Source organism: Bacillus cereus group sp. N8 (assembly GCF_016483685.1).
Lineage (GTDB): Bacteria > Bacillota > Bacilli > Bacillales > Bacillaceae_G > Bacillus_A > Bacillus_A proteolyticus.
Map to the genome: position 1 here is coordinate 114,086 of NZ_JAEHBK010000003.1, position 25,880 is coordinate 139,965.

Consider the following 25,880-nt stretch of genomic DNA (forward strand, 5'->3'; position numbering starts at 1 on the left):
TAGTACCGAGTTAAAAATATAACTGAATAGCTATGGTGGCAATTCATATGTGTAACCAGCTAATCAGTCGGTATTATTTATTGCATTTATTTTTTTCTCAATTTCTTCATGATACTCTCATTCAAATCTTCACGATACTTGGAGACGTAAGTTTTAGCGTTTGCCACTAGTTCGTCAGCAAAGGAAGCTACGTCATCCCCAGTGATTTCAAGCACTTGTCTTCCTTCCGCCGCACCAGCTTCAAACAAATCGATTAATTCATACTGTATGTGCAGCATATCCATTCCATTACCCGCTGAGAAATTCCACATATAGTTTTGAATTTTCTTAAACACAAACTGATAGTCCTCCGGCAAGGCTCCAACTCGTGCCATCATCATTTTATACTCTTTTTTATCACCAATTAATTTTTTGAACATTTCCATCATATTAGTTTTCCTCCTTTTTTATAAAGCAGAACAAGAAACCCCAAAAATATCGGACACAATATCTTATCTTATGAAGCTAGTTTGACTTCAAGACGTTAATTTTTGATGATACAAAATCCCACTTTTCCCAAAATAATTCAAGCTCCTGACGGCCAGCTTCATTAAGCGAATAAAACTTTCGAGGCGGCCCCATATCTGACGGTTTCTTTTCAATATTCACAAGCTTTTTCTTCTCTAATCGTACGAGGATGGTATAGACCGTTCCTTCCACAACTTCGGTAAACCCAAGATCATTCAGATGACGTGTAATCTCATAGCCATACGTTTCACGGCGACTGATGATTTCCAACACACAACCTTCCAACGAACCTTTCAGCATTTCGGTTAAATTTTCCATATTCTGATCCTCCTTTACCCCCTATTCTGTCTGACTTATATTCAGTATTACAGAGTACTAAGGCGAATTTTTTACTGAATAGCTTTTGAGAAACCATACTATTCAGTATTACTTATTACAAGTACATTGTATGACTGAGTAGTGGTGGATGTCAACTGATTTTCAAATTTTTTCTAAAATCCGCTATTACCTATTGCTTACTGCATACATCTTGAGAAACTACACTATTCAGTATTACTTATTACAAGTACATTGTATGACTGAGTAGTGGCGGATGTCAATTGATTTTCAAAATTTTTCTAAAATCCACTATTACCTATTTGATACAACCTATTTTCTTTCTGAAGAAATCTCTCCACATACCTATCCAGCTAAGAAAAGAAAATACCCCAAAACGAAAATTCTACACTTTTTTATTTTGGGGCGCTATAATATTCCGAAGTTAATGAATATGGATGGCTCTCCTTATTAATAAGACGGATTATTTTTTGTTCTTCTACTATTATACCTGTGCATCTAATAAATTAGTTTTCGAATACATACAAATTCTTTATAAAGCCACTATTAAATGTACAACATCTTTTCATTACGATAACATCATAGCCATGTCTTCTGCTGCATTTGTAATCAGTTTTAAACCGAATGTTTCTTGTAATACATCAAGCACGCCAGGTGAAATAAATTCAGGAGCCTTTGGACCGATGCGAATATCTTGAATTCCAAGGCTAAATAGTCCAAGTAAAATGGCAACTGCTTTTTGTTCAAACCATGATAGCACAATACTAACTGGCAATTCATTCACTTCACATTGAAAAGCATCTGCTAAAGCGGCCGCTATTTTCACTGTAGAAATTGAATTGTTACATTGTCCTAAGTCAATGTAACGCGGGATCTCCGTACCAGGTACAACACCATAATTTACATCATTAAAGCGGAATTTCCCGCAAGAAGTTGTTAAAATTACCGTTTCTGGCGGAAGTGACGTTGCTAATTCACGATAGTATTCTCCGCCTTTTCCTGGGGCATCGCAACCTGCTATAACAAAGAAACGCTTTATTTTCCCTTCCTTTACTGCCTCAATAATTTCTGGAGCTAATGATAATACTGTATTTTAATCCCCAATCAGATAATAGACGATTAAAAAATTAAAACGTTTATACAACAAGCCCTGCATTTCATCTGCAATTTTTCTTTATCGATAAAAAACGTTATCAAAAGAAAAGTATGTGGGCGAATTGTGGGCGAAAATAACAAATACAACAAAAGAGCACAGCGTGTATATATCGTGCGCCAACACTTTATATACCGTCCACCTGACACAACCAGGTAAACACTTGCCATACTCTCATGAGTTATTGTACATCATGTAGGGTTTCTTAAGCAACGTTTACCACATTGGTGACGTTGCTTTTTTGTTTTAACAAAGGAGCCGAATAATGAAGATTCGTATCGATGTTATAGCAAATGAAGAATCTTATAACAACCTTTCTACATTCAAAGAAGTAGAAGAACTAAATAAAACTGTACGTACATACCGTAACACTATCCGTATTTCTATTAAACGTACTGACGTACAATCTAAATTAATTACATTACTTGAAATTTTAAAGCGCCACAGCTGCAAATATGTAGGTGTTAGTTTCCTATGCAAAAATAGAATAGCTGAAAAAATGGAAGTTTCATATAAAACTGTACAACGTTTAATGAAGAAACTTGTGGATCTAGAGATGGTTAAACAAGTTGCAATGAAGCGTACAAAAGACATGCTACAAACTTCCAATGCTATTATTATTCAACCAATTGTGGAAGAAGTGTCCAACAAGGTAGATACAAAAAGTCCTACAAAGTGTCCTACCATTAAAACAACCCCTGTTTCCTTAAAACAAAATATAAAAGATATAAACAAACGTAATAGTAATGAGAATAGCAATACACCTGAGGAAAACATTAAAGAAGTTGATTTTGTTGCTCACTGGGTACCACAACGTTTTATTTCTTTAACTAGCTCTTTTTACAGTGAATCTAAAACAATTCAAGAACTGTGGAAGGTCGTAAGACAGTGTAATAAAGTTACAAACTTCTCTACAGGTGATAAAGCATTTAATACAGCCCAGGAGCTTACTATTGGCTTAAAAGCTATCAAAGAGTTTGTTATGAAAATTAAATCTGGTACAAAAATGAACAAGGGTAAATTCGCTTATTTCAACGGGATTGTAAACAACTTAATGGACAAGTTCTATTTTGATAAGGAATTTATGGGGATATAAATATGATTTTTATACGGAAAATCCCACCACAATTTGTTAATATTATACTGATATTAATTTTAAGGAGTGGATTTTTTGTTAAACGCATTAAAAGTAATACTATTTTTATTATCAATTGTATCAATTATTATTTTAGTTATAGGTTTATTAATACCTAAAAAAGTATTATGGGGAGACAATATTAGTCGATTACGAGTTGTGAAAATTTATCTTTCTGTTGCTCTAATTTCATTTATTTTATGTATGATTTGTATTAATACAAACCCAGATAGAAAAAATTCTAATTCTCAAACTACAAAGGCATCAGTGACTACTACTTCTAGTAAGTGGGAAAATAAGATTACAGAGATAGCTTCAAGTAATAAAACACCAAATGAAAAATTTGACGAGATTAGCAAATATGCTCATGATTACAAGCCATCTAAAGATGAAGTTAAACAGTTTGGCGATGACATCATTAAAGAGTATAAAGATAAAAATTATATTAAAGATGCATCTAACCATGAATATATGCTTACGAATATCTTTAAATCTGAAGTTGTTGAGAGAAATGCATCAGAAAAGCCATTAAAAGATTTCGCTTTCGACTTCTGGCAAAACTCTAAATACAACTACCGTGGCGTAGAAAATGCAACAAGTAGCGCTACACAAGCAAACGAACGTCAAATGGATAAAGCATTAAGTAAAATGACCAAATAATTTAGGAGGTCTTTTCATGAGTTATGACACTATAGCATCATTACAACGTATGCAGCAATTAGAGCAAGCACAGGCTGTAAATGGGAAGCGCGTAGTATTAAAGCGAATCAATTCTACATTAGATATATGGTTAATTGTTATTGGGGTTCTTTTAGCTGTGCCAACACTTAGTTTTTCACTTATGTTATATGGGTTTTATTTTGGGATTAAAGAAATCTTCACTAAAACATATTTAGTGCAAAATGTTGCTACAGGTGAAAAGTTTAAAGTAGATAAGAACGAATTTAAACAATATAAGAAGTCCTTTAAGAAGAAAGAAAAACAAGTTAGAAGAATATCTGATTTGTAATAAATAAAAAATGCCGACTCAATTAAGAGCCAGCACTTTTTTTATTTCACTTTTATATATTCGTAAAACCATTTTCCACCCGGTCGATTATCCATCCACCAAGTAATTTTATCTAATTCAGTATTAGGTAAAACCTCGGTTTGGATATAGCATAGTCCCGTTAGTGGATCGGTGATAACAGTACCTTTTGTTCCTCGCTCATTCATCGCTTGAAGTGCTTCGTTTAAATAATTTGTACCGAATTCATAAGACTTAACGTATTGGTAACCACTATTTGAAGTATCATTTACAATAGATTGTTCAGTTTCACCCGTAAACCATGCTAAAGACTTTACCCCTACAAGAGAATTCAAATCACATTTACCGATACCAGGTACATTACCTGTTTCCGTGTATTGCCAAATATCACAAGGATATGCAGGTGTCTTTCCACCATAACGTGGAATCCATACAAAATCACAATCAACGCTTGCCATACCAAATGGTTCATACATGTGATGACCAACGTATAAACCAACTTTCTTAGCTCCTAATCGTCGTAATTCATCGATGAACGCCTGTGTACCTGCTTTCATATCTCCCATCGTTTTCACTTCTACATCAGCAACCCAAACTGTTGCACTCTTGTCACCACGGTTCCAGAAGTCTTGAGCTTCTTTCTTTGCATCGTTAATTGATACAAAACGGCAAAATGCATAGTTACCAAAAGGAATGCCATGCTGCTTCATAGATTGTGCATATCCTTTATATAATGGATCTACATAATTCGAACCATCTTGAACCCTAGCAATAACAAAATCTAATTGTGCTGCCGCTACATCCCAATTAATATTACCGTTCCATTTTGAAATATCTACAATGTTACCCATTATTGAACATCCCCTTTTTCATTTTCTTCATGATCTGACCAAATACCTAAAGCAATACCAACAGATAATAAATAAGGTGCCAGCTCATCTAAGAAACTCTTAGCTTCTGGTACACCGAATTTAGTAAATAAAAATCCAAGCAAAGAAAAGACCGCAATCCATGTTTTCCAGTTGCGGAATCGTTTTTTAATATTTTCTTTATTCATTATTCTCCCTACTTTCCTACAACTTTAAATAGCATCGTAATACCACCAGTGATAACAGCACCGATAACTGTTGTTCCAATCCAAAATACTAATTTATCTAAACGATCCACACGTAAATGAGCACTCTTTGCTGATTGTTGTGCTTCTATTGCAACCTCTCTTACGTTTCCAAACCCATCAATTTTTGTTTCCACTCGTGTTAATCCAATGATTACCTTTGTGAAATCATCGTGGTTTTCTTCTGGCACATCATTCATCCCCTTTTTGGCCAAAATAAAAAAGCCTACATTTCGCACGCTTTAAAGATACTTATTATTCTGCAGGCTGATATGGATCAAACATGAAACACACTCCTTTTGATCAAAATAAAAAAGCCTGCTTATGCACGCTTACTTTGTTTCTTAAACCATGAAATTAACACCGATATGAACAGTAACAGAAGTACCACCAGGAAGGTTGTTTACAAAAATATTACCACTACTTTGTACTGTAACCTCACAAGAAACTGTTGCATCTCCAATCGCAATACCCGTAAAGGCAACATCTTGTGGTGGACGACACCCCACAGGAAGAGTCGCAAATGGAGTAACATTTTTAGGATTTCGTATTGATCCAATTACATTAACGATATCACCATTTCTTTTATATTTCGGAATTCTATCGGGTACATTTGTAACACCTGTTGTATTTAAAGTTATCCAATCGATATCACCACTTTGTTTAACCGTTCCTTCTACCGTTAACTTTTTCGTTTTTACTTGCACTTCATTCATAGTAGAACCGTTGTATCCAGTTAAAAATAAATTTCTAGCTTGATTATCTAATGTTCCGCTCTGGATATAGTTCATATCATTGGTCGTTAAGAATCTCATTCGTCCTAATGCATTTGCGATTAGTAAAGGAGCATCATTACCAGTATGTTCTATACTAAGAGGACCAGACATACTATCTCCTATTTTTCGAACAACTTGATTTGCATTTATTAACGCCACTACATCTGCAATCTTTTTATTCGTATCATCAATTATTTTTAGATACCCTTCCACACTTTCGAGTGCTTTATCAAAATCTGAAATATAGTTTTCTATCTGAATGTTCCCTTCTCTTGCATCTCTTTTTAAGGAAATCCGAATATCTGGCGTACTCATTCGTTCTGTATTATTTTTCTCCAAAACAAAATATGCTGTCCAATCGCCTGGTACGGAAACAGATTCATCAGATAATACATATTCAAATACCCCATTGTTCGCATCGATTACTTTGGCGTCTTTTCTAATTAGTTCACCAGTATATCGTGTAGCCTCGTATTTAATTGTGTATCCTGTTAGCACGACAATTTTTCCGTGTTCTTTTAAATTTACAGTAAGTTTCAAACCATTCTTATCGTTCTGGCGAGATCGAATTGTTTTTGTAAACACTGGATCAGCCAAATCTATATCAATTATTTCATTCCTCATTAATTCAACTCCCTTCTATAGTTTGCTTTTAACGTGCCTATTTGGTCTTCTGGCGCGTTTTGTTCTACCTCTATACTTTACATTACCTTTTAGTTTTAACGGCTCTAATTCTTCAAGTCTAGCATCTGTTTTTGTTACGTATTCCTGGAAAGCCTTAGTCACTTGTGAAAGCATCCCATATAAGCCTACACCTGTTTCTTCAGATTCTTTTGGAATGACAATACCATAATGGATAGGGATATCATTTGTCGTTAAAGTGTTTTCTCCTTCTTTACGATCCATCCGCATTTCATATAGTTTTGGCATATCTAATTTGAGGTTATATTGTTTTATATCCCAATCCATTACTTTTTCTAACACATCAAATTTAATATCACGTATGTTCGTTTTGTATTTAGCTTGCGAAGATACTTTAAAATCCGCCGCTATTATTCCGCCATAGAATGAACCTGTACCAGATTTAACTTGAAGATACCCATTCTCGTAATTTGAATTACGTAACATACAGTACTGCATGATAAGATCAGTGTCTCCACCCGAAGAAGTATCAATAGATAGAATCCTCGTGCCGTTTTTGTGATAATAGAATCTTTGACCAGCCGTGAAATGCATATTCCCATTTGTGGCTTCAGCAATGAAGTCATTTTTTGCCTTTGCCGAAAAATTTGTACCAGCTAGTAGATTCATATATGACAATTGAGATTCAAGTTGCAAATATTCCTCTGCTTTTAAGCTCAAATCTCCATTTTGACCAAATTTAATAACGGAGGGAAAATACAAATCGGTACTACTGCCACCTACATATCCTCGTGTGATTCCTATCCCTGCCCCTTTAGGATAAATATTTGAATACTGATAAAGTGCAAGTGCTCCTTGTGAAGCTGTATCGTCATTATCTCCACCTAAAAGTAAAGTGGGTTGTAATTCATTCCTTGAATTTTTGTAATACCCTAAAAACATACGAGTAATATTATTTTCCATAATTCGCATGAATTGTTTAGATATGCTTACATAGTTTTTTGAATCATCGGATCTTAAAGTGGTACCACTAATTTCTCCACCTTTAATTAAATTACCAGTAAGTGTTCCAGCTGTTATAAAATCAGCGACAATTCGCCCATCATATGTAATGGCAGTTTCATATGGACCGTCTACTCCCCAAGGCGAATACCCTAATCCGTTGATGTTCCACTGCCAAACCTTTGAAGCGGTCATTTCGTATTTTGTGTCCATAATTAAAATACGATCTGGATAAACCCTAACATGTCCCCCAAATCCAGAGTTAATAAGATTCGTCGCATGTTCTTTTGCTTCATCTAATATAGAACCAGGCATATCCTTTAATTCATCATGCATTTGATCCACTTTACCTGACATATCAGTGAAATTTTCTTTAAAGTTACCGATTGTTAAATTTATATATTCCTTCTTTATTGGATCATATTTATAAGAAATAACTTTAGCCTGGATATCGATATTGTCTTCCAAATGCTTGACAGTAACGATATCCCCCATATATACACGTTGCAAAATAGCATAATCCTTATACTCTTCTGTTTGAGATAGTTCTTGAAATTCAACTTTATATGTCGCTTTAGGTTGGTCAACCTTTTGAATTTCAAACATATCATATGCTGCCTTACGCAAAAGTCTATAAGCTTCCTCTAAAGGAACTACATCATCATCATTTGCGTTCTCACCAAGAGCTGCTTTTATATCTTTGAATTCCACAACTCTTATCTTTGGATGAGGATACTTATTTATAAGTGGACTGTTTACATACTTTTCTGGTAAAAATAATCCGTCAAATCCTTGTGGCATAATTTTAGTAATCGGGCTCTTCCAATCCACATCACCCTCATAGCCTAGTAAATCCTTTTTGTGTTGAATAACAACACCACGATCCATACCACGACTTTTGAGCATTTTAACATCAAAATTATCTCGTTTTAATTCTCCGCCCCACCGATTGATAAAAGAATTATCTAAGCTCGTATCTAGCATTGCTTCAACTGGATTTTTCCTTACAATACGTGCACTTGCAATGGTCGGTATATCGGAATAAAAAGTAAAAGGATGTTTATATTGACACCCTCCTGATAAGCGATTCATTGCAGCATTACCGTTTGTGGTTTGAATGAAGATATCTTCTATTAAATTCTCTGTTAGATCATAAAAGATGTGATAACACTGTACAGTTATTTCTCCCATACTCGGTTTAGGGTTCACAACACGAAATAACTGGTCACCGTCTGGCGTGGGAACTTTAATGATACTCATACCATCAATATCTATTCCGTATGGAGCAAATAACGGATAACTAAATGTAAATGCAAATAAACCGTTGAGTTCTTCCTCAACAGTTGCATTGTAAATATTCTTATCCAGAATACCGATTCCATTATGTGTGAAATCAGTCTCATTTGGTTTATATAACGTAATCATACATATCTCCACCTTGGTTCAACTATGATTTTAGTAACTGATTCAGACCATGAAATTGTATTTATTCCAGGTTTAAAAAGCGGAAATTCTCCTATCATTTTAGAATTCATTGATGTTGTACCAACATATGCTTCTAACAAACCTGAATCGATGGTGACGGAATAAGCCACTCCTTTTATTCGGAACGATACATCATTAATCGTAATTGTTACATCACCGCCCCCATAAACCACTAGTTTTGGAGCAGATTCTATTGTTCCAGGATTTAAAAGATTTTCTGGTTTTGTCAATACAATTGGCACTGTTGTAACATATTCAAAAGGATCAAGTGTAAATTCCACTTCAAACTCTCCATGTTCTTCAATATCATTAACGATATCCCCGATTTTTACATGTTTTATTTTCCGGTACACTTCATCATCAGTAAAAAACAGTGTTTCCCCATTAATAAATAATGACTTCACACGTCTTATTAATGGTTTTATGTTTTCATTTTCAAGCAAGTTGAATTTGACTTTAAGAGGGACATCTTTATACGCCCCTTTCTTTGTAAGCGAACCGTGTCTACCAGGAACAATTATATGCTCTACTTCTTGCTCGGTGGTTGGAATAACTGGACGGCCTACCATATATACTCCGAAACTACTTACTAATTCGTTGTTAATTCCAATGTCCAGCAATTTAATTCCTCCCTATCCCTATTTTTGCATTACGTCCCCGTTGAGCAAGAACACTATCAATCTCTTCACCCATCAGTTTAATATCCCTATCATTCCTTACAACTGGATTATTGATATTGATAATTGTTGGCTCTTTTGACATAGTTGCTGCAATACCTTCACCAATTGCTCCTAATGTCTTTTTATTAAGAGGTAATACTCCTTCTGGTCCCGCTTCACCAGCACCTTGTAAATTCCCACCGTTCATACCGAAGATAGTTGGTCTAGTGAAAATACCACCTTTAGCACGCCATTGAACATTAATGCCAGATGGATAAGAGATTTCTTTCCCTGCAATTGTTTTGGAACTAGTTTCTAGACTAAAGTGTGGCATTTTAGGCATTTCAGGTTTAGGGATTTTTAATTTCATATTGTCAAAGAATCCTTTAATTTTATCAATTAACCCCTTCACCTTATCAACTGCGTCTTTTATTGGATCAATAATAAATCGTTTCGCTGCTTCAAACTTTTCTTGCGCTGCGTTCTTCACAGAATCGAATTTTTCTTTAGCTGAATTATATAAATCAGTAAATTTTTGCTTTGCTGAATTGTAAGCTTCAGTTACTGGATCAATCACATATTTTTTCACTAAATTCCACGCTGCAAGTGTATAGGACTTGATTTTTTCCCAATTTCCTAATATCCAATTTGCTAAATCATTAAGCTTTTCTTTAGCTGAATTATAAGCTTCTTGAATCGGTTGTATAATATACTGCTTGCATAAAGCCCAGGCAATTTGTGTTATTAACTTCACCATTTCCCATTTTTCACTTAACCAGTTAACCAATTCACCAATTTGCTTATTCATCCAGTTATACATTTCTTTCATTGGATCAATAATATATTTAGATATTAAAGCCCAGGCAATTTGCGCCCCTGCTTGTATTAACAACCACCCTGCTTCTAAAATGGTAGAAACCGCTGAAATAATAGGATCTAAGATTGTAAGAATGGTATTCCACGTTTCTTGCCAGGCTTGAGCCAATGCTCCCCACAATTCGGAAGCTGTTGTAACAAGACTCGACCACCATGAAGATGCAGTTTCAGTAATCCCTGACCATAAATCACTAAAAAATTGAGAAAATGGATCAAAAAAACTATGTGCCATTTCTAAAAATGAAGCCCAGGCTTCAGAAAAATAAGAAACTGTGGAAGACCAAGCATCTTGGCAAATTTGAACTATACCAGACCACAATTCACCAAGCCAATCTTTAAATTGTGACCACTTTTCAGAAAGCCAATCAGTTATGGCACCCCAATTTTGTATCGCCCAAATAACACCAGCTATAACAGCTGATATACCAGCAATAACAAGGATGACAGTACCAATTGTTGTACCAAGTGCTATACAGGATACAACAACAGCTGCAATTACGGGGGCTAAAAGACCCAATACAGCAGTCAAGGCCCCACCGATATATACAAAATTTTGAATTGGTTCTGGTAATTTGGTAAACCATTCAACTACAGATTTAACACCTTCTACTACTGGAGGTAATATAGTTGTTGCAAGTTCAAGTAGTTTTAGTCCCAATGGTTCAAAGGCCGCTTGTGTTTCACGTAGCATACTTTGAAATTTTTGTCCGAAGGATTCTTCTTGAATCTTTTTCATTTCTTCCATACGGCCCTTAGTGTCACCGAGTCCACCATTTACATCATTCAGACTTAATACAGCTTCAGCACCCATATCTTCCCATTTGGTCCCCATAAGAGCTACACCAATCTGATTGGCTTTTACTTTATCATCCATGTTTCGTAAATCACCTAAAACAGCATTAAATACATCAGCTGTGGTTGCTTTCCCCTCGTTAAACGCCTTCCATACATTTTGTGTCTCTTTTGATAAATCACCGAATCCCTCAGTAACACCTTTTGATCCATCTTGTACACGAATACCGAATTCTTTCACAAGGTCATTGATGTAATCAAGATTATAACTACCATTTTTAGTTCCATTTGCTAAAATAGTAAACATCTCATCTGCCGTAAAACCAGCTTGCTTGAACAGTGGTGCATATTCTGAAAGGTTATCAAATAATTCATCAGAATAATTCAAACCACTTTGGGCACCTGCAGCAAGTAAATCAAAAGTCTCTTGGGTAGATAAGCCAAACTGCGACATTAATTGCCCTGCACCACGAGTAGCTTCGTTTAAATCCACATCATATACTTTCGCAAGCGTTAAAACATTTTCTGAAGCGCCCTGTAATTCCTCATGTGGAACATCACGCATATTTTGATAGACTTTTATCAGCGCATTATCTACATCTTCAAGACTTTCACCGAATCCCTTTTTCCATGCATCCTTCGCAATATTACCAAGGTTTTCAGCACCTTTTTCAGTAAGTCCTAAAGAAGCTTGAATTTTTCTTTGAGAATTATCAAAATCTATTGCTATACTTGCAGCTGCCTTACCAAGTTCAATAATTTTTTCCGAAACGCCTTGTAACACTTGAGTAGCTTCTAATAAATTATTTAAATCTAATTTCTTTCCGATCTGTTCCATGCCATCGGCTGCTTGGTTACCGCTACGCCCGACACTCTCAAGAGAATTTTCAAATTGCTTTAATGTTGTTTTCGCTTGATTTAACTTTGTTTCAAGTTGCTGCACCTCTTTAGAATTTTCACCATAAACACGCTTTGCTGTGCTTAATTGTTGCTCTAAATTGTGTACAACTCTATCCGTCATTTCCATTTGCTGACGTAATTGTTTTTGTGCCAATTCTAATTTATCAGCTGCACTAGCATTTTGACCTAATTCAGCATTTTGAAGTTTAAATGAACTTGTTAAACGTTTTTGTTCCGCTTCAAGCTTTTTGGAATTCTCTTGTAAATCAAGCAAAGTTCCACGTGCTTCTCTTGCTTCGGTTGCTTGATCCGAAAGACCCTCATTGACTCTTTTCATCGCATTACTAAGTGAGGTTTCAGCACGTTCAGCATCTAAAAGTTTCCCGTACATTTTATTTAATTGTTCTGCAGTTGTATTTGTATCTTTGGACATTGCTTGATATTCAGAACGTAACATTTCTGTACGCTTTTTAGCGGCCTCCATTTGGATTTCAAGTTTTTTCTTTTCGGCTGCTAACTTATCCGTCATAGTAGCATCTTGACCCATTGCGGCAATATGATTCTTATATTCTTTCGCTGCATTATTCATGACCATATTGATTTGCTTCAATGTCTGAGCATACTGAACTTGACCATCCATTTTGAAATTAAGAACAACATTTCTTTCTTTATTCCCTGTCATAATCTCACCTCATTTCTTAGTAATACGGAGTTTGATCTAATGTATAAATTTGTTTTGGCTGTTCCTCTACCAATGCATCAGGATGGTTATATCTAAGATGCATAATGTATTGCTTTAAGAAATGGTTGGGTGTGATTTTCCAAAAATCATCCATACTTAAACCCAGTAATGTGTTACCAACATAAAAATAAAAATCCCAGTCCAATTCGGACTGAGATTCCTTGGTAAACACATTTTTTACTTTTTTTCATCTTTCTTTAACTTCTCCATATCGGAGCCTTGGAAGTTTTGATTGTTAAAAATATCTAATGCTGATTGGAAAACATGCTGCAAATCAGATAGAGGAATAGAAGACTCTACTTCTTGCGGAGTACATTCCGTCCCTGCACTTCTCATCATCCCATAGATTAGCGTATACATGAGTGTGGTTTCTTTAGTTCCTACAACTACCGAACCTGTTTTTAACATGTCATGTAGTTCTTTCTCGAATATATGATACTCTTTCCCGTATGCTTCTTGGATATAAGCAAAAGAAGTCATTGAGAAAATAACGGGGATATGTACACCCTGTATCTTAATTGTATTTCTATTTATATTAACGTTAACTAAATCACTTAAACGTGCCATTTACATTATCCCCCTACTGTCCTGTACTTGTTCCCAATGTAGTTAATTGAGATTCATCACAAATAACTTGTTTCATAAAGTCTTTAATTGTAACGCCTGTTGCGGAATCACGAACTTCTGAAAAATCTACTTCTGTTACATCATTGAATAATAACGGGGTTGCTTCCATAACTAATGATTGATCTTTAACCTCTGCTTCTTCTGTTGTTGTTGCAAATTTTTCTTCTGCTGGTGTAATTTGAACACGAGGGTACCAACGACCAACACGAGAACCATCCGATAATGGAGCAACAAACCCTAAAGCGAACATTGGGAATTCTTTTACTGTTGCTTTATTAAATACCACACCTTTTTTCGCCATATATCCATAAATTGCATCTTTAACAACCTGTGGTAATGCTGCAAAACTTAAAGACAATGTGTATTTACTATTTTTACTTGCATTTACAAATAATTTATTACTTGCCCATTTTTGAACTGTCGTACTATTTCCTGCAATCCCAAGTTCAGTAATGATGTCCATTATATAAATATCTTTTTCGTATGTCGGAATTGCGAGATTTGTATCTTTTCCACCAGTCATCATTGCAATATATAATGATTCAATCCCCACTGGATATAATAAATCCTTCGATTTTGTTGTCGTTGTCGTTGCCATTTATATCATCCTTCCATCTTATCTATTATTTTTTCTGCTAAAATATCGGCTACTTTGTCACCCTCTGCATCAAATGTGTTTTGAGAGAAGTGTAAGCCTTTCACACGACCTCTTCCATTCGCTTTTTTATGACCATGTTCAGCTAAATGCCAATACCAAGCTTTATCTTCAAATTCCAAAGAAACACGATCATTTTTTATAACGACTTTTAAGCTATTTTTTAAATGAGTTCTTTTGTTCTTGTTTGAAAGTTTAATATTCGCTTTTAATTTTGCAGCAAAATATTTTGCTGCTTCCTCTAATACATCCATTTCTACTTGCTTATTAACTCTAAGTAACGTATTAATATCTTCTAAAGCATCAGCAAATCCATTATTGTTAGCAGCCATTAATTAATACACCTCACCGATGTTATGAATTGCGTTACAGTGTCATCATTCTCATCATAGGGAATGCAAAAAAATGAAGCGTATTCAACTCCATTTTCATTAAAAACTACTGTTAATGGTTCATAATCTTTCTCAGTACCATTTGTAATTACTGCAATTTGATATAAAGGCATTGATTTAAGAACTTTAGATGATGCTCGTTTATGCGTTTCATTCACAAATTCATACACAATGTAAGGATAATCAGTCTTTGTTGAAGCATTATCACGATAAACAGGAATTCCTGACTGTTTCATGAGATTTCTTAATTGCTGAAAATTAATTTGCATATGACAAATTCAACTCCATGATTCGTTCATCTTCACGAACATAAATTCTTTCAATGTTATAAATCTTATCTTTGATTTTGATACGGTAATCTTTTTGGTTTTCTTCAATTTCTCGATTTAAACGGACTTCAATCTTTTTCATGACTTCATTTCCATCTTGACGACTAAAGTGTTTGTCCGTAACTGTTACACCAATATTGTTATATTTGATGTTTCTCTCAAATGGATATCCCATTACTACACGGTCTGTTTCTGGATCAATTATTTCACCAAGTTTTAATAAATCAGCTAACCATCTTAACTTATTTGTCTGTCTCTTTGGCATTGTACTGCTCCTGTATTATAAAAGGTGTTATTGCATCAAGTGCTTGAATAAGCTCTTTTTCAGATACACGATATTCATAAAATATAGCCGCACACATAATGACCATATATTCCTCTTGCTTACCCGTTGCATTTTGAACATATCTTTGACCTTGTTTTATATAAAAAGGGAGCATGGTTTCACTCATGCCCTCTTCCCAATGAATATGTTCTTTTAATGTATTTACTAAAGAATATTCCATACTGAACACCTATCTTTTAAACTTTTTTCAGACCTACTTCATAGCGATAAACAGCTGGTTCAAATGGAGAATATACTAATTGTCCATCTAATAAGTTATAAATTTGGAAGCCGACTTTATTCGTTCCACTAAACTTCTCAATTAATTTCTGTAATTCCATTGCACCAATAACATCTTGAATATGGAATGCTTTGAAATCACCAAAATAGAATACTGGTTTAGTTGGATCCGTACCATTTGCTGCATCTGTAAAATCTACATTATGACCTAGTAATTTGTAACCAACACCATCTGGAGCTTGATATAACAATGGACGACCTGTTGTATCTGTCATACCTTCTAAAACTGTTAATGCTGCACGGTTAATTAACCACATTGATTTTTTTAGAACTTCTGTAACTGGTTGTCCTTTTACTTTAACTAACTGTTGGTATAGTTTTTGAGAATAACCTGCAACATTAATATCAATAACTTCTGATTCGTAATATTTCACAGCTTTTTTAGCTAATGCATCTGGGTTTTCATTACCTGCATCATTACCGTTAAACATATAGTTTGTTTCTTTACGTACATACGCCTTTTTCAACTCATCGATAACAATTTGTTCAATTGGCGCACCTGTCATTTTTAATAACTTTTTAGTTACAGTAGCAAGCGCATCAAATTCTGCTGGGCTTAATAAAATTTCATCAAATTCAATTCCTGTTTCTGTGATTTCATCAGATGCACCACGTTCTTTTTTACGTACATTTGCATCAGCTTTCTTTACAAGGACAGGATATTTTACATCCCCTGCTGTACGATGAACTGAACCATATTTACGCAGTAAATTTTCTTCTTGAGCATAAGTAATGATTTCACTTGCAATAACTTCTGGAATAGTTACTGATCCATTCCCTGCTTCAATACCTAAAGCACGTGCTTCTGTTTCTGTGATTCTACCAACTACAAAATTAGCGAATGCTGAACGAATCTCATTCTCTTTTACTTTAGTAGTTTTATGACCACGAGTTGAAAGACCTGAATTAATGGCTGTCATTGCTGCATTTCGTTGTTCTGGTGTTATACCTGTTCGGTTTTCACCCTCTCCATTGTTACCGGAACGTCCTTCATCACCATTTGAACCATCGTCACCAGTTCCACCTTCATCGCCGTTAGAACCAGCTTCTCCTTCACCTGCTCCTTCGTCGCCACCTTCATCATCTAGATTTGCTAACGCATCAGCAACATCTTGTAATTCCTTATTAATTTCATCAATTTGTTCTTGAATTGCTGGTAAATCTTCTGCACGTAATTCTGGATTTTCTACCTGCGTACGTAATTCTGTTAATCTTTCTTTATTTCGTTTTTGTAGTGCTAATAATAATTGACGGTTCATTTTTTTTCCTCCAATAACTGATCTATTTGTTTTAACATCTTAGTTCTTTGTTCTACTTCACTATCAATTTCTTTACTTCTAAGTGATACTTCTGTATCTTCATAAGCTGGAATTGATACAACGGATACTTCATACAATTCAACTTCATGGATTGTTCTCAATGCTGGTTCAACGGTATAGTCCCATGTCTCTTCTGTTGCACGGAATCCAAATGAACATTGGTTAATATCACCACGTTTCATGCTTTTAACTAAATCATTCGCATAAGTTGTATCAGGCATATCCACTTCAAATTTCAATCCATGATTATCTTCTGATAATCGTAAAGTTCCACTTTTTGTTCTTCCTAAAACATTGTTCCAATCATGATTAATCAAAGCCCTGATATCATTATTTTCTGAAATAGCTTTACTAAAGGCACCTGGAGCAATTGTTTCTGTAAACCAATCACTGATATTAGTTGGTGAATTGAAAATAGCTGCATAACCACTAATTACATTTGGTTCTTCATTAATCGCATCTCTTGTTTGAAAACTGGTGATGTTAAATGTCCGAATTTCCTTTTTCTTTGTCATTTCCATCCCCCCCCTTCAGGCTATCATCAGTAGCTTTTTTCTCACCTATTTTTGATAAGTCATTTGAAATATAGATAGCTTGTGATTCAGGTGTATTCTGTTTAGGGAATCCAAGCATTTCGGCAACATTATCTGGTGAAGTAATACCGGTACGCACAATGTTGTAACCAATATTTGTTTTTGTACTGTAAGTAACAAAATCGAGAATGTTGATTCTGAATTTAATACGTCGGTCCGAATTTTTCCCGAAAAAAAGAAGACTCAAATGGTCTTCAAAGTTTTTCATAATTGGTCTAACTGCCTTGTTATGCAAATACAACATCGCTTTTTCAATATCTTCTTTAATTAATGCTGTGTATGTATCCACGTTTATCCCTAAAAACTTACCTAAATCTTTTTTATATACATTTAGATAGGCTAGAGTTTTATCATCTTCTATAGGGCTTTTGAGCGTTTCTATCTCATATCCTTTCCCCAAAGGAATCATCTTAACAGACCTTGCTTCATCAATTGATTCTAATTGATCTAAAATAGCTTTAATTAATAATGACTGTGTGCCATTTTTAGGATTAATATGTGAATCCATTTTCAATAGGAAGGCTAGCAAACCACCTTTTTTATATTTGTCGGTTAAAACCTTTTCAGCACTCATTACACCCTCAAGTGTATCTTTTCCCAGCTCAAGAATACCTCTTCCTTTTAGATGGTCTGAACCGATATTTTTTACATGTCGAATCATAAATGAAGGAATATCCACGCCATTAATTCGAAAATGTTCAATTAATCTATCATCTAGTTCAGTGTAAACATTTGAAGCAAGATGTAATTGATCACCGTCAAGAACTGGGAAGACTTCACCCTGAAGTAAATATACATTTGTCATTAATTTAATGAATTCAGATTGTGTTAGGTAATTGTTAGGATTCTTTAATACTTTAAGAGAAAAATCATTCTTTAATTCTTGACCCTCTTTATCTTCTACAACAATTTCCGCTAACATCATTTGATTACTTATATCTTGTAGTAGTTCATATACATCCGATGATTCTAAAATATTATCAGCATTTGCATAGCTCCCACCATAACGAACAGTGTTGTTAAATATATCATCAAGAAAACCACGTTTTTCAATTTGACGGTACAAATAACTTGAAAACCTACTTCTTATCCCCATATTTTCACCGCCTTTCTATCTATAAATTTCATTAATTAATTCGTCCATTCCCTCTTCGCCTACATCGTCCATAATCATCATGGTTTCTTTATGAGCAACTAAAAAAGCAACAAATCCATCAATCTTCTTTTTGGACTGTCGCTTACTTGGTGCTTTCATTCCGTTAAGATTTGTAACTACTACAACATTAAGTGCGCAATAAACAAATAAAGGATTGTCGGTAATCAAACGCTTTTCATAAATTAGTATTTCTGAATCATCAAGCATTGCATTCATAACGTTTGGATACTGATTTACTGCGATACATTCTAAACCGAGGTTTTCAAGCTTCTCTATTAACTTTTGTGACATCGCTGGATCGTAGTTTATTTGTTGTACATCATATAAATTCATACATTCAACGATATATTCCATCACTTGATCTTGGTCAATCATTTTCCCATCACAAAACGTTGCAAAACCACGTTCAACCATATCTGTATAGGGAACATTATCTTCTTTTTCTTTAAAATCAATATTTTCATTAGGAAGGAAATACATCTGTTTGACTTTCAGAATCGAATTACCTTCTTCATCATGTGAAGGGAAGTTTAAACTTACACATGTTAAATCTGTTGTTTTAGATAAATCCAATCCTAAATAACAAGTTTCACCTGTAAGATCACCCAAATCTTCCACAAGAACATGTTGCACTTGATCGTGTTCAAAATAATTGTCTGCACCATTTACGAAAACATTTAAATGCTTAGAAAGAAATTCGGCTTTTGAATGTGCGGACTGCTTTGCCTTTTTAAATTCGATTTCAAGTTGTTCCATCGTAACGGATACACCAATATTCGGGTTTACCATTTCCCAAACTTTACGATCTTCCCAATCATAATTTTTATTCGGCTCCCAAATCGCAACAAACAAAGAATCATCATCGTCATTTTCAAGAACAAGTTTCGCATATTTATAAACACGCATACCTACAGATGAAGCACCTTTACCGGCCGTTGAAATATTAAGCATCATTGGTTGCTCACGAGAAATCTGTGCTGACTTCAAGTTGTCGTACATGTCCATATTTTCTTGTGCATGGAGCTCATCATTCAACACAAAATAAGGATTCTTTCCTTCAAGGCCCTTAGTGTTTTTCGTTAATACTTTGAATTTATTTTGATATGCAATTCCATTGATACTATATCGATACATAGCACCACTGACAGTACCATTCACACCTTTATAAATTTGCGTGGGACTTGCTAAAGGTTCAGAGTTTTCTATTGCTTGTGCAATTGGCTCAGCTGCATTTTGCGCTTGTTCATAGTCTGATGCTGCACAATAACAATCGGCCCCAAGTTCAAGTTCTCCATACATAGCATAGAGTAATGCACCTGCTGCAATAATTGTTTTTCCGTTCTTCTTTGGTACTTGAACATATGATTCACGAATAACACGGACTGTTTTTCCTTTTTCGTTTTTATGATACCAACCATACATATTTGCAAAAACAAACATTTCCCAAAGCTCTAATTCCATCAATTGACCTGCAAGTGGGCCCTTTACATGACGGATGAACGATTGAACGAAATCCAACATTTCATTTGCTCGATCTACATCAAACCACATATCTTTACGCTTTTTCCACTTCTTATAACGCTCTACAGCAAGAATGATCGATTTCGGGTATTTCTTTTTATTACGTATGACGTTATTTGCATATTTATCAGCATAGTTAACGCCTGGTGTAATAATCATTTAGATTTCCGCCATTTATTCCGATGAGCTGCCAATTCATCTTTTGGTTCACTAGATTGATTATTCTCTGCACTTTTAGGCGTTTTTTGTACACTTTTCCCTTTATTCGTCATTCCTAGAGCATCTAGCATTTTATTCTTTTTATCATTCCAAGTTTCAACTTGTTGAGCAAGCGGATGTTTCATTTCATTTGTTGCTCCTGCCTTGTTCTTATGCGTTTTTATAGCTGCAAAACCATCTAATTTCCATTCATCAAACATAGATTTATAAATAATAAAAGCATCTAAATAATTATCAATTAATGGTTCTAAAGAAGGTGTGAAAAGTTCCTCTTCAGTCAATAATTTTATGATTCTATTTCGCTCTTCATCCCTTGCTACATCTAGGATTTCCAACTTTTTCTTTTTTGACATTCGGGCCATTTTCACACCCCCCTTCATTTTTAAAAAATGGTGCAACTATTGATGTGCCCCCTATGCTACCTATCCTTCCCAGAGGACAAATTTTATTTTTTGATAGGGGGGCTTCCGAAATAACTTGGAAAAACTGTTCTCTTTTTGTCTTCGTTCTCTTCGATTGTATGGCAAACTGGACAAAGTAATCTCAGGTTATTCTCTTCTAATTTAAGTGTTTCATCTTCTTTAATTGGTATTACGTGATGAACATGAGCACTCCTACCAAAGACGAACCTTCCACATCGCTGACAATATCCTTTCTCTCTTTCATATACCTTTGACCTAACATACTTCCATGCATCAGTACGATAGAATGGTTTGTTATCATGATGGTAGATGTTCTTCTTGTCTTTCTTCCTTGGTTTATTACGCTTATGCTCTTCACAGTAACGCCCTTTGTTTATCTTGTTATGGCAGCCGTTAAAGTCACAGTATTTCATGATAGTAATTCAATGATGTCTTCTTTCTTTTTAACATCAGAAGGAATATCGATGCTTAACTCATCAGCATACTCACGTAACTGTTTAACTGTCATATCATCCAAGGATGCTGTGCTCACTACCGTTGTATCTGGACCGTTTGCTAAGTCCCCACCCATAATCATACTCTCAGGATTTACAGTTATTTCGAATCCTGGTTCTTCACCTGTAGGAACAAATAGACTTCGCTTTTCTTTTGTATCCCAATACTCAGTACCAGATACAGTCTTTCTAATTTCTATAATCATTTCTGGTCACTCCTTCATTTACTAATTTAATTCTTTAGCTTCCTTTGCTTTTATGAATTGAATCATAATCATTAAGCAAAGTATGAACCCACCGAAAAAGCTCAGCCAATAATACACCTCATTACCACCCTATAATTTTCGCATAATAAAAAGCATCCAAATGGATGCTAAATTATTAATTATTCTTTATTAATTTAAACACGGTAAATGAAGTTTTATTCTTATTCCAAGCACCTAATGTTTCCATATTCACCTGTACCTTGAACATTATTAAGTAACTGGAAGAAGAGCAAAAGCTCTCCTCATTAACGGTATCATTCAATCAGTGCCATCTGCTGGTTTCGGATTTTATGTGCCGCAATTATAAAGCCGTTTAGAATTTTATAAAGGAATCTTGGTAAATAACGTTTTCCGCCATTACTCACAATACAAATATAACACGGTAATTGCAAAACAACCGGCACATTTACTGCCAAAAAGCGGTCACGACTCTGCCACTTATTTTAATTAGCTAATAACCTTTATTTTCCTAGACAACCTTACTGCAACAGCCATAAAGAATAAATTGAATTTTTATTTAGGTATTATGCTTGATCTGATTGTAGAACATGTAATGGAGGCGGAATAATCCAACCTTTTTTCTTATTCAGACGAAGTAATATAGCCCCAGCTTGTGCTTTTTTCATATGAAATTGGCCAAACATCATTCCGACATCTTCTCGAAGAGATTGTCCCATAGCTTGACTACATGCTACTAACCCAGCAGCAAGATCCATAGAAACTTTTGCAGCAATTTCTGCATCATTAATACGGGCTCCAGGAGGAATCGTTTCAATAGATGCAACTGGTCTTTCTGGAGGTGCTGGAGGTAATGCAACACCATTCAATTTTAATATATTTTTTAATTCTTCAACTTCTGATTGGATATCATTCTCTACAAGGTTTTCTAAAAATTTCTTTAAATCCTCGTCTCCTGTGTGGTTAATAAGAACTTGATATCCAGCAATTGCACCTTGTGCCGCTGCAAGGTAACTCCAAATCCCAAAGACTTCTCCGTAGTGCATTGGTTCATTTTGTGGATTTCCACTTAAAATACCCATAAAAATATTCCTCCTTAAAGAAATTAGACTTTTAGCAACAATACTTACTATAGAAAAAATTTTCCCAACCATGTTCTGGATTAAAGAAAATAAGTTCTTATAACTCATAAGGAACACCTTACCCAAATATAGTAATTACCTCTCATAGAATGCACCGTTACCAAAAATTTATTCTTATAAAGAATAAATACATTTCAATTAACTTAATCCATTATTATAAGTACTTTTAATAATAAAAATTAAAGATGTTTATCGTAATTTCAATTCAAATGGCTTTATATATTTTCAACCGAATATTGTCTAAAGGAACTGGATAAATTACTAAATACGAAAGGAGGGAAAACCATGAAGAAAAAACTTTCATCTATTTTAGGTGCCCTATTACTAACTATTATGGTTTTTGGTACAAGCGTCCATGCTGAATATGATGGATATAATACGGATAGAGTTAACAATACTAATATTACAACTCGAGTTAATGACAATAACATGAATAGAGTTAATAATGATGTGAGAACTCGAAATGTAAATACGACAAATGATTTAAATGATAATCGTGATAAAAATAATAATTGGACTTGGCTTGGTTTATTGGGACTATTAGGATTATTTGGTCTTAGAAAAAAAGACAAAGATCCAGAAACACGTTAATGTAGAACATTGCATTTAATTTTAAAAGATATTTATTTATCAAAAGAATGCAAAATGAATAAATTATGAATCGCCTTTAATGAGGCGATTTTTTATTTTTGCGTTACGTCCATTTGACGAACTACGCTTCTTTTTTATGCCTTTTCTTCACTTACCCATATCTTATATTTTGTGTAACTGCCCTTGTCGCTGAAGCCCTTGATATTCATAGCTTCATAAGACTTTTCCTTTTGAGTTACACAACGCATAAAAAATGGGTAATTATAAAAATCAAAAAAATAAAAAGGATTTTGCTATATTTTAAATCTAGTCATAGCCTTATCCATTGCATCTTGGTTTACACCGATATATCTAAGTGTCACTTTTTCGCTTGAATGATTGAATATCTCCATTAGCAAAGCAATATTCTTTGTTTGCGTGTACATATGATATCCGAATGTCTTTCTTAATGTATGAGTCCCTATCTCCTTTAAGCCAAACTCTGCTGCTGTGCTTCTGAGTATCTTATAAGCCATGCTACGTCCAATTGGTCTATTAGTACCTTCACGACTTTTAATTACATATTCACTGTCATCTCGTTCTTCAATGTACCAACGTAATTCTCTTTTTAACGCTGGAGTTAACTGAATACGTTTTTGTTTCCCTGTCTTTTTTTCTCTCATTGAAATATGGCTGCCTTTCAAATCACCTATCTTCAATTTGAGAATGTCACTAATACGTAAACCTGTGTTAATTCCCATTACAAACAAAATAAAATTACGTTCGCTGTTTTCTTTCAGATATTCTTTAATCTGTTGTATTTGCTCTGGATCACGGATAGGTTGAACAAAGTTCATAGGTTATCCCCTCCATTCTGTTCTTCCGTCTCATATATTTCTAATCTAAGAGCAAAAGCTAGTTTATAAAAAGCATTAGATTTATTTCTTCTATATGTACGTTCACTCATACCAATCTCGTTATAAACCATGTAATCAAAAACTTCTTCATCCTCCAAATATCGTTTTACAATAATGTCCCTTTGGATTTTGCTAAAACGACTTAATGCCTTATCAATTTGAAAAGATAAACGTTGTAATTTCACTTCTCTTTCACTCATAGCAACATTTGCTAAAGCAACATCTTCAGCTGGCTTTCCTATTATGTTTGTTGGACCATGATACCTTACCTCACCAGAGGCTGTGACCTTCATCTCGTTTCTAATCATCCCAAATTGTCTGTAAATACGAACGTTTTCTAAAATCTCTTCTAAACGAACCTGTGTTGCTTTTCGGTCAATTTTAGGTAAGAAAGTTAATTGCATCATATTTATAAACACCCCTTATCTATTTTGTTAAAAAAACCAAAAAGCGGACACCAAACTATAGAGCAATATCACTAATGCTCTTTATAGTTTGATGTCCGCTGGTTCTTCCAGTAGGACTAAATGTGTAATTGATATTATTATATCATTTTCTCATATTTTAGTAACTTTCTTATTAGAAAAGGATTATTTTGTAAAAAATTTATAAAATCCATCTTCATTGAGCAATCTATATCTAAAAGGATTAATTATGAAAATTTTGAAATACATATTACTTAGCATTGGTTGGATTGCATTATTCGCAATGTGGTGGGCTATATTCTTTCATTAAATACATCTACCCCCTGGATAAAACTCAATATTCCGTCAATACTGTAGATAGGCTGTTAGCCAGAACTCATTTAAAGTAGTTTTCTCTGTATCTCCTTGTAGGGAGCAGTTAGCTTTTGCTAGCTGCTCTTTTGCATACTTTGTTATATTTTAACCCATACTAAACATTAGTTATGTGTATACATGACCAAAATTTCTAATAACAAATTTACTGTTCAAATGCATCCTTTGGTTATTCTCCTGTTGGATGCACTTGAACTTTACAAAATGAAATTTTTATTAAACTCATTTTCACTCCCACATAATATTTTTAATGCTGCTTATACTATAGCTGTAACTAAAAGTTACATATCATTTACTTGTAGGGCCTAATTTCCTTTTGTACAACAAGTAGTTAGCTAATTGTGCTAGCTACTTTGTTGTGCAATATGAAGTTTTTTAATTCACTTTACCCGATGAATAAACTTTTAAGTTTCTAACTATACTACTCATGAGCTATTACAGATGTAGCTCAATCTTTCCAAATCACATTTGTTCATTCATTTGGCAGGCCGTTCACTTACCAACTGTCTGCCATCTTATTTTCATTGGTCCTTTATTATAAAATTCAAGAATTAATTCCCACAAATTGTAGATACTATAGGTAGGCTAACAGCCATAATAGTTTTCCCATGAAATTGTGCCGAATCACATATCCTTTAAAGACAGTACTAAGAACATTGCAGTTAGCTTAATTAGCTAGCTGCTTTGTTTGTTAACCATTTTTTGCACGAATACAGTTTATATGCATAACTT

29 protein-coding genes and 1 pseudogene are annotated in these 25,880 nt (G+C 34.4%); 4 read left to right on the plus strand and 26 right to left on the minus strand.

The window, feature by feature from the left end; genetic code table 11:
- Positions 1-86 precede the first annotated feature (86 nt).
- The 3 genes and pseudogenes from JDS80_RS06925 to JDS80_RS06935 all read right to left on the minus strand — a co-directional run.
- Complete coding sequence (locus tag JDS80_RS06925) at positions 87-428, minus strand: DUF1048 domain-containing protein (RefSeq protein ID WP_071747530.1); 342 nt, start codon at positions 426-428, stop codon at positions 87-89.
- Between the two features lie 76 nt (positions 429-504).
- The gene (locus JDS80_RS06930; RefSeq protein WP_071747531.1) at positions 505-825 is read right to left on the minus strand and encodes a PadR family transcriptional regulator; all 321 of its coding nucleotides are present in this window, start codon (positions 823-825) and stop codon (positions 505-507) included.
- Between the two features lie 586 nt (positions 826-1,411).
- Positions 1,412-1,936 (minus strand): annotated as a pseudogene (locus JDS80_RS06935) (anaerobic carbon-monoxide dehydrogenase catalytic subunit); the annotation flags it as partial.
- A gap of 325 nt (positions 1,937-2,261) precedes the next feature.
- On the opposite strand from JDS80_RS06935, the gene JDS80_RS06940 reads away from it, so the two are divergent.
- The 3 genes from JDS80_RS06940 (at position 2,262) to JDS80_RS06950 (ending at position 4,140) form a co-directional block, all read left to right on the plus strand.
- A complete protein-coding gene (locus JDS80_RS06940; RefSeq protein WP_199637643.1) occupies positions 2,262-3,092 on the plus strand; it encodes a helix-turn-helix domain-containing protein in 831 nt (276 codons plus the stop codon).
- A gap of 75 nt (positions 3,093-3,167) precedes the next feature.
- Positions 3,168-3,791 carry a hypothetical protein gene (locus JDS80_RS06945; RefSeq protein ID WP_199637645.1) on the plus strand — a complete coding sequence of 208 codons (624 nt, stop codon included), beginning with the start codon at positions 3,168-3,170 and terminating at the stop codon, positions 3,789-3,791.
- A 16-nt stretch (positions 3,792-3,807) separates the two neighbouring features.
- Entirely contained in the window at positions 3,808-4,140 is a 333-nt protein-coding gene (locus JDS80_RS06950; protein WP_199637647.1) for a hypothetical protein, read from the plus strand.
- A 41-nt stretch (positions 4,141-4,181) separates the two neighbouring features.
- Here JDS80_RS06950 and JDS80_RS06955 read toward each other — a convergent pair whose 3' ends face one another.
- The 21 genes from JDS80_RS06955 to JDS80_RS07055 all read right to left on the minus strand — a co-directional run bounded on the left by JDS80_RS06955 (position 4,182) and on the right by JDS80_RS07055 (position 22,804).
- Entirely contained in the window at positions 4,182-5,009 is an 828-nt protein-coding gene (locus JDS80_RS06955) for a GH25 family lysozyme (protein WP_199637649.1), read from the minus strand.
- Positions 5,009-5,215: a hypothetical protein gene (locus JDS80_RS06960; RefSeq protein WP_199637651.1), complete on the minus strand. Its 207-nt coding sequence runs from the start codon at positions 5,213-5,215 to the stop codon at positions 5,009-5,011. Before JDS80_RS06960 ends, JDS80_RS06955 begins: the two co-directional genes overlap by 1 nt.
- Positions 5,216-5,223: 8 nt before the next feature.
- Positions 5,224-5,463 carry a hemolysin XhlA family protein gene (locus tag JDS80_RS06965; protein ID WP_199637653.1) on the minus strand — a complete coding sequence of 80 codons (240 nt, stop codon included), beginning with the start codon at positions 5,461-5,463 and terminating at the stop codon, positions 5,224-5,226.
- A gap of 153 nt (positions 5,464-5,616) precedes the next feature.
- Positions 5,617-6,672 carry a BppU family phage baseplate upper protein gene (locus tag JDS80_RS06970; protein WP_199637655.1) on the minus strand — a complete coding sequence of 352 codons (1,056 nt, stop codon included), beginning with the start codon at positions 6,670-6,672 and terminating at the stop codon, positions 5,617-5,619.
- A gap of 15 nt (positions 6,673-6,687) precedes the next feature.
- Positions 6,688-9,117 carry a phage tail spike protein gene (locus JDS80_RS06975; protein ID WP_199637657.1) on the minus strand — a complete coding sequence of 810 codons (2,430 nt, stop codon included), beginning with the start codon at positions 9,115-9,117 and terminating at the stop codon, positions 6,688-6,690.
- Positions 9,114-9,797, minus strand: coding sequence for a distal tail protein Dit (locus JDS80_RS06980; protein ID WP_199637659.1), 684 nt, complete (start codon positions 9,795-9,797; stop codon positions 9,114-9,116). The genes JDS80_RS06975 and JDS80_RS06980 overlap by 4 nt, the downstream gene beginning before the upstream one ends.
- A gap of 1 nt (position 9,798) precedes the next feature.
- A complete protein-coding gene (locus tag JDS80_RS06985; RefSeq protein ID WP_199637661.1) occupies positions 9,799-13,086 on the minus strand; it encodes a phage tail tape measure protein in 3,288 nt (1,095 codons plus the stop codon).
- A gap of 237 nt (positions 13,087-13,323) precedes the next feature.
- Complete coding sequence (locus JDS80_RS06990) at positions 13,324-13,713, minus strand: hypothetical protein (RefSeq protein WP_199637663.1); 390 nt, start codon at positions 13,711-13,713, stop codon at positions 13,324-13,326.
- Positions 13,714-13,726: 13 nt separating this feature from the next.
- The gene (locus tag JDS80_RS06995; RefSeq protein WP_199637665.1) at positions 13,727-14,371 is read right to left on the minus strand and encodes a major tail protein; all 645 of its coding nucleotides are present in this window, start codon (positions 14,369-14,371) and stop codon (positions 13,727-13,729) included.
- A 5-nt stretch (positions 14,372-14,376) separates the two neighbouring features.
- Positions 14,377-14,760 carry an HK97-gp10 family putative phage morphogenesis protein gene (locus JDS80_RS07000; protein WP_199637667.1) on the minus strand — a complete coding sequence of 128 codons (384 nt, stop codon included), beginning with the start codon at positions 14,758-14,760 and terminating at the stop codon, positions 14,377-14,379.
- Positions 14,760-15,089 (minus strand): hypothetical protein, encoded by a 330-nt coding sequence (locus JDS80_RS07005; RefSeq protein ID WP_199637669.1) that lies wholly within the window; start codon positions 15,087-15,089, stop codon positions 14,760-14,762. Before JDS80_RS07005 ends, JDS80_RS07000 begins: the two co-directional genes overlap by 1 nt.
- Positions 15,079-15,414: a head-tail adaptor protein gene (locus JDS80_RS07010; protein WP_199637672.1), complete on the minus strand. Its 336-nt coding sequence runs from the start codon at positions 15,412-15,414 to the stop codon at positions 15,079-15,081. Before JDS80_RS07010 ends, JDS80_RS07005 begins: the two co-directional genes overlap by 11 nt.
- Positions 15,392-15,655, minus strand: coding sequence for a phage gp6-like head-tail connector protein (locus JDS80_RS07015; protein WP_199637674.1), 264 nt, complete (start codon positions 15,653-15,655; stop codon positions 15,392-15,394). The genes JDS80_RS07010 and JDS80_RS07015 overlap by 23 nt, the downstream gene beginning before the upstream one ends.
- Before the next feature lie 16 nt (positions 15,656-15,671).
- On the minus strand, positions 15,672-17,033 hold the full coding sequence (locus tag JDS80_RS07020) for a phage major capsid protein (protein WP_199637676.1): 1,362 nt from the start codon (positions 17,031-17,033) through the stop codon (positions 15,672-15,674).
- Entirely contained in the window at positions 17,030-17,608 is a 579-nt protein-coding gene (locus JDS80_RS07025; RefSeq protein ID WP_199637678.1) for an HK97 family phage prohead protease, read from the minus strand. Before JDS80_RS07025 ends, JDS80_RS07020 begins: the two co-directional genes overlap by 4 nt.
- Positions 17,577-18,782: a phage portal protein gene (locus JDS80_RS07030; RefSeq protein WP_199637680.1), complete on the minus strand. Its 1,206-nt coding sequence runs from the start codon at positions 18,780-18,782 to the stop codon at positions 17,577-17,579. Before JDS80_RS07030 ends, JDS80_RS07025 begins: the two co-directional genes overlap by 32 nt.
- Positions 18,783-18,797: 15 nt before the next feature.
- Positions 18,798-20,522: a terminase large subunit gene (locus JDS80_RS07035; protein ID WP_199637682.1), complete on the minus strand. Its 1,725-nt coding sequence runs from the start codon at positions 20,520-20,522 to the stop codon at positions 18,798-18,800.
- The gene (locus JDS80_RS07040) at positions 20,519-20,944 is read right to left on the minus strand and encodes a P27 family phage terminase small subunit (protein ID WP_199637684.1); all 426 of its coding nucleotides are present in this window, start codon (positions 20,942-20,944) and stop codon (positions 20,519-20,521) included. The genes JDS80_RS07035 and JDS80_RS07040 overlap by 4 nt, the downstream gene beginning before the upstream one ends.
- An 83-nt stretch (positions 20,945-21,027) precedes the next feature.
- Positions 21,028-21,417, minus strand: coding sequence for an HNH endonuclease (locus tag JDS80_RS07045; RefSeq protein WP_199637686.1), 390 nt, complete (start codon positions 21,415-21,417; stop codon positions 21,028-21,030).
- Positions 21,414-21,704 (minus strand): Rho termination factor N-terminal domain-containing protein, encoded by a 291-nt coding sequence (locus tag JDS80_RS07050; RefSeq protein WP_199637688.1) that lies wholly within the window; start codon positions 21,702-21,704, stop codon positions 21,414-21,416. The genes JDS80_RS07045 and JDS80_RS07050 overlap by 4 nt, the downstream gene beginning before the upstream one ends.
- A 584-nt stretch (positions 21,705-22,288) precedes the next feature.
- Entirely contained in the window at positions 22,289-22,804 is a 516-nt protein-coding gene (locus JDS80_RS07055; protein WP_000512143.1) for a DUF3231 family protein, read from the minus strand.
- Positions 22,805-23,149: 345 nt separating this feature from the next.
- On the opposite strand from JDS80_RS07055, the gene JDS80_RS07060 reads away from it, so the two are divergent.
- Positions 23,150-23,455, plus strand: a complete 306-nt coding sequence (locus JDS80_RS07060; protein ID WP_199637690.1) for a WGxxGxxG family protein — start codon at positions 23,150-23,152, stop codon at positions 23,453-23,455.
- A gap of 293 nt (positions 23,456-23,748) precedes the next feature.
- Here the strand turns inward: JDS80_RS07060 and JDS80_RS07065 are convergent, their stop codons facing one another.
- Positions 23,749-24,291: a site-specific integrase gene (locus JDS80_RS07065; protein ID WP_199637692.1), complete on the minus strand. Its 543-nt coding sequence runs from the start codon at positions 24,289-24,291 to the stop codon at positions 23,749-23,751.
- On the minus strand, positions 24,288-24,758 hold the full coding sequence (locus JDS80_RS07070; RefSeq protein ID WP_199637694.1) for an ArpU family phage packaging/lysis transcriptional regulator: 471 nt from the start codon (positions 24,756-24,758) through the stop codon (positions 24,288-24,290). The genes JDS80_RS07065 and JDS80_RS07070 overlap by 4 nt, the downstream gene beginning before the upstream one ends.
- Positions 24,759-25,880: the final 1,122 nt, after the last annotated feature.

What these genes read in the sequence shown, in the direction of transcription:
- JDS80_RS06925 (WP_071747530.1), bottom strand. Translation starts at nt 428, where the DNA reads ATGATGGAAATGTTCAAAAAATTAATTGGTGATAAAAAAGAGTATAAA.
- JDS80_RS06930 (WP_071747531.1), bottom strand. Translation starts at nt 825, where the DNA reads ATGGAAAATTTAACCGAAATGCTGAAAGGTTCGTTGGAAGGTTGTGTG.
- JDS80_RS06940 (WP_199637643.1), top strand. Translation starts at nt 2,262, where the DNA reads ATGAAGATTCGTATCGATGTTATAGCAAATGAAGAATCTTATAACAAC.
- JDS80_RS06950 (WP_199637647.1), top strand. Translation starts at nt 3,808, where the DNA reads ATGAGTTATGACACTATAGCATCATTACAACGTATGCAGCAATTAGAG.
- JDS80_RS06955 (WP_199637649.1), bottom strand. Translation starts at nt 5,009, where the DNA reads ATGGGTAACATTGTAGATATTTCAAAATGGAACGGTAATATTAATTGG.
- JDS80_RS06960 (WP_199637651.1), bottom strand. Translation starts at nt 5,215, where the DNA reads ATGAATAAAGAAAATATTAAAAAACGATTCCGCAACTGGAAAACATGG.
- JDS80_RS06970 (WP_199637655.1), bottom strand. Translation starts at nt 6,672, where the DNA reads ATGAGGAATGAAATAATTGATATAGATTTGGCTGATCCAGTGTTTACA.
- JDS80_RS06975 (WP_199637657.1), bottom strand. Translation starts at nt 9,117, where the DNA reads ATGATTACGTTATATAAACCAAATGAGACTGATTTCACACATAATGGA.
- JDS80_RS06985 (WP_199637661.1), bottom strand. Translation starts at nt 13,086, where the DNA reads ATGACAGGGAATAAAGAAAGAAATGTTGTTCTTAATTTCAAAATGGAT.
- JDS80_RS06990 (WP_199637663.1), bottom strand. Translation starts at nt 13,713, where the DNA reads ATGGCACGTTTAAGTGATTTAGTTAACGTTAATATAAATAGAAATACA.
- JDS80_RS06995 (WP_199637665.1), bottom strand. Translation starts at nt 14,371, where the DNA reads ATGGCAACGACAACGACAACAAAATCGAAGGATTTATTATATCCAGTG.
- JDS80_RS07000 (WP_199637667.1), bottom strand. Translation starts at nt 14,760, where the DNA reads ATGGCTGCTAACAATAATGGATTTGCTGATGCTTTAGAAGATATTAAT.
- JDS80_RS07005 (WP_199637669.1), bottom strand. Translation starts at nt 15,089, where the DNA reads ATGCAAATTAATTTTCAGCAATTAAGAAATCTCATGAAACAGTCAGGA.
- JDS80_RS07010 (WP_199637672.1), bottom strand. Translation starts at nt 15,414, where the DNA reads ATGCCAAAGAGACAGACAAATAAGTTAAGATGGTTAGCTGATTTATTA.
- JDS80_RS07015 (WP_199637674.1), bottom strand. Translation starts at nt 15,655, where the DNA reads ATGGAATATTCTTTAGTAAATACATTAAAAGAACATATTCATTGGGAA.
- JDS80_RS07020 (WP_199637676.1), bottom strand. Translation starts at nt 17,033, where the DNA reads ATGAACCGTCAATTATTATTAGCACTACAAAAACGAAATAAAGAAAGA.
- JDS80_RS07025 (WP_199637678.1), bottom strand. Translation starts at nt 17,608, where the DNA reads ATGACAAAGAAAAAGGAAATTCGGACATTTAACATCACCAGTTTTCAA.
- JDS80_RS07030 (WP_199637680.1), bottom strand. Translation starts at nt 18,782, where the DNA reads ATGGGGATAAGAAGTAGGTTTTCAAGTTATTTGTACCGTCAAATTGAA.
- JDS80_RS07035 (WP_199637682.1), bottom strand. Translation starts at nt 20,522, where the DNA reads ATGATTATTACACCAGGCGTTAACTATGCTGATAAATATGCAAATAAC.
- JDS80_RS07040 (WP_199637684.1), bottom strand. Translation starts at nt 20,944, where the DNA reads ATGGCCCGAATGTCAAAAAAGAAAAAGTTGGAAATCCTAGATGTAGCA.
- JDS80_RS07045 (WP_199637686.1), bottom strand. Translation starts at nt 21,417, where the DNA reads ATGAAATACTGTGACTTTAACGGCTGCCATAACAAGATAAACAAAGGG.
- JDS80_RS07050 (WP_199637688.1), bottom strand. Translation starts at nt 21,704, where the DNA reads ATGATTATAGAAATTAGAAAGACTGTATCTGGTACTGAGTATTGGGAT.
- JDS80_RS07055 (WP_000512143.1), bottom strand. Translation starts at nt 22,804, where the DNA reads ATGGGTATTTTAAGTGGAAATCCACAAAATGAACCAATGCACTACGGA.
- JDS80_RS07060 (WP_199637690.1), top strand. Translation starts at nt 23,150, where the DNA reads ATGAAGAAAAAACTTTCATCTATTTTAGGTGCCCTATTACTAACTATT.
- JDS80_RS07065 (WP_199637692.1), bottom strand. Translation starts at nt 24,291, where the DNA reads ATGAACTTTGTTCAACCTATCCGTGATCCAGAGCAAATACAACAGATT.
- JDS80_RS07070 (WP_199637694.1), bottom strand. Translation starts at nt 24,758, where the DNA reads ATGATGCAATTAACTTTCTTACCTAAAATTGACCGAAAAGCAACACAG.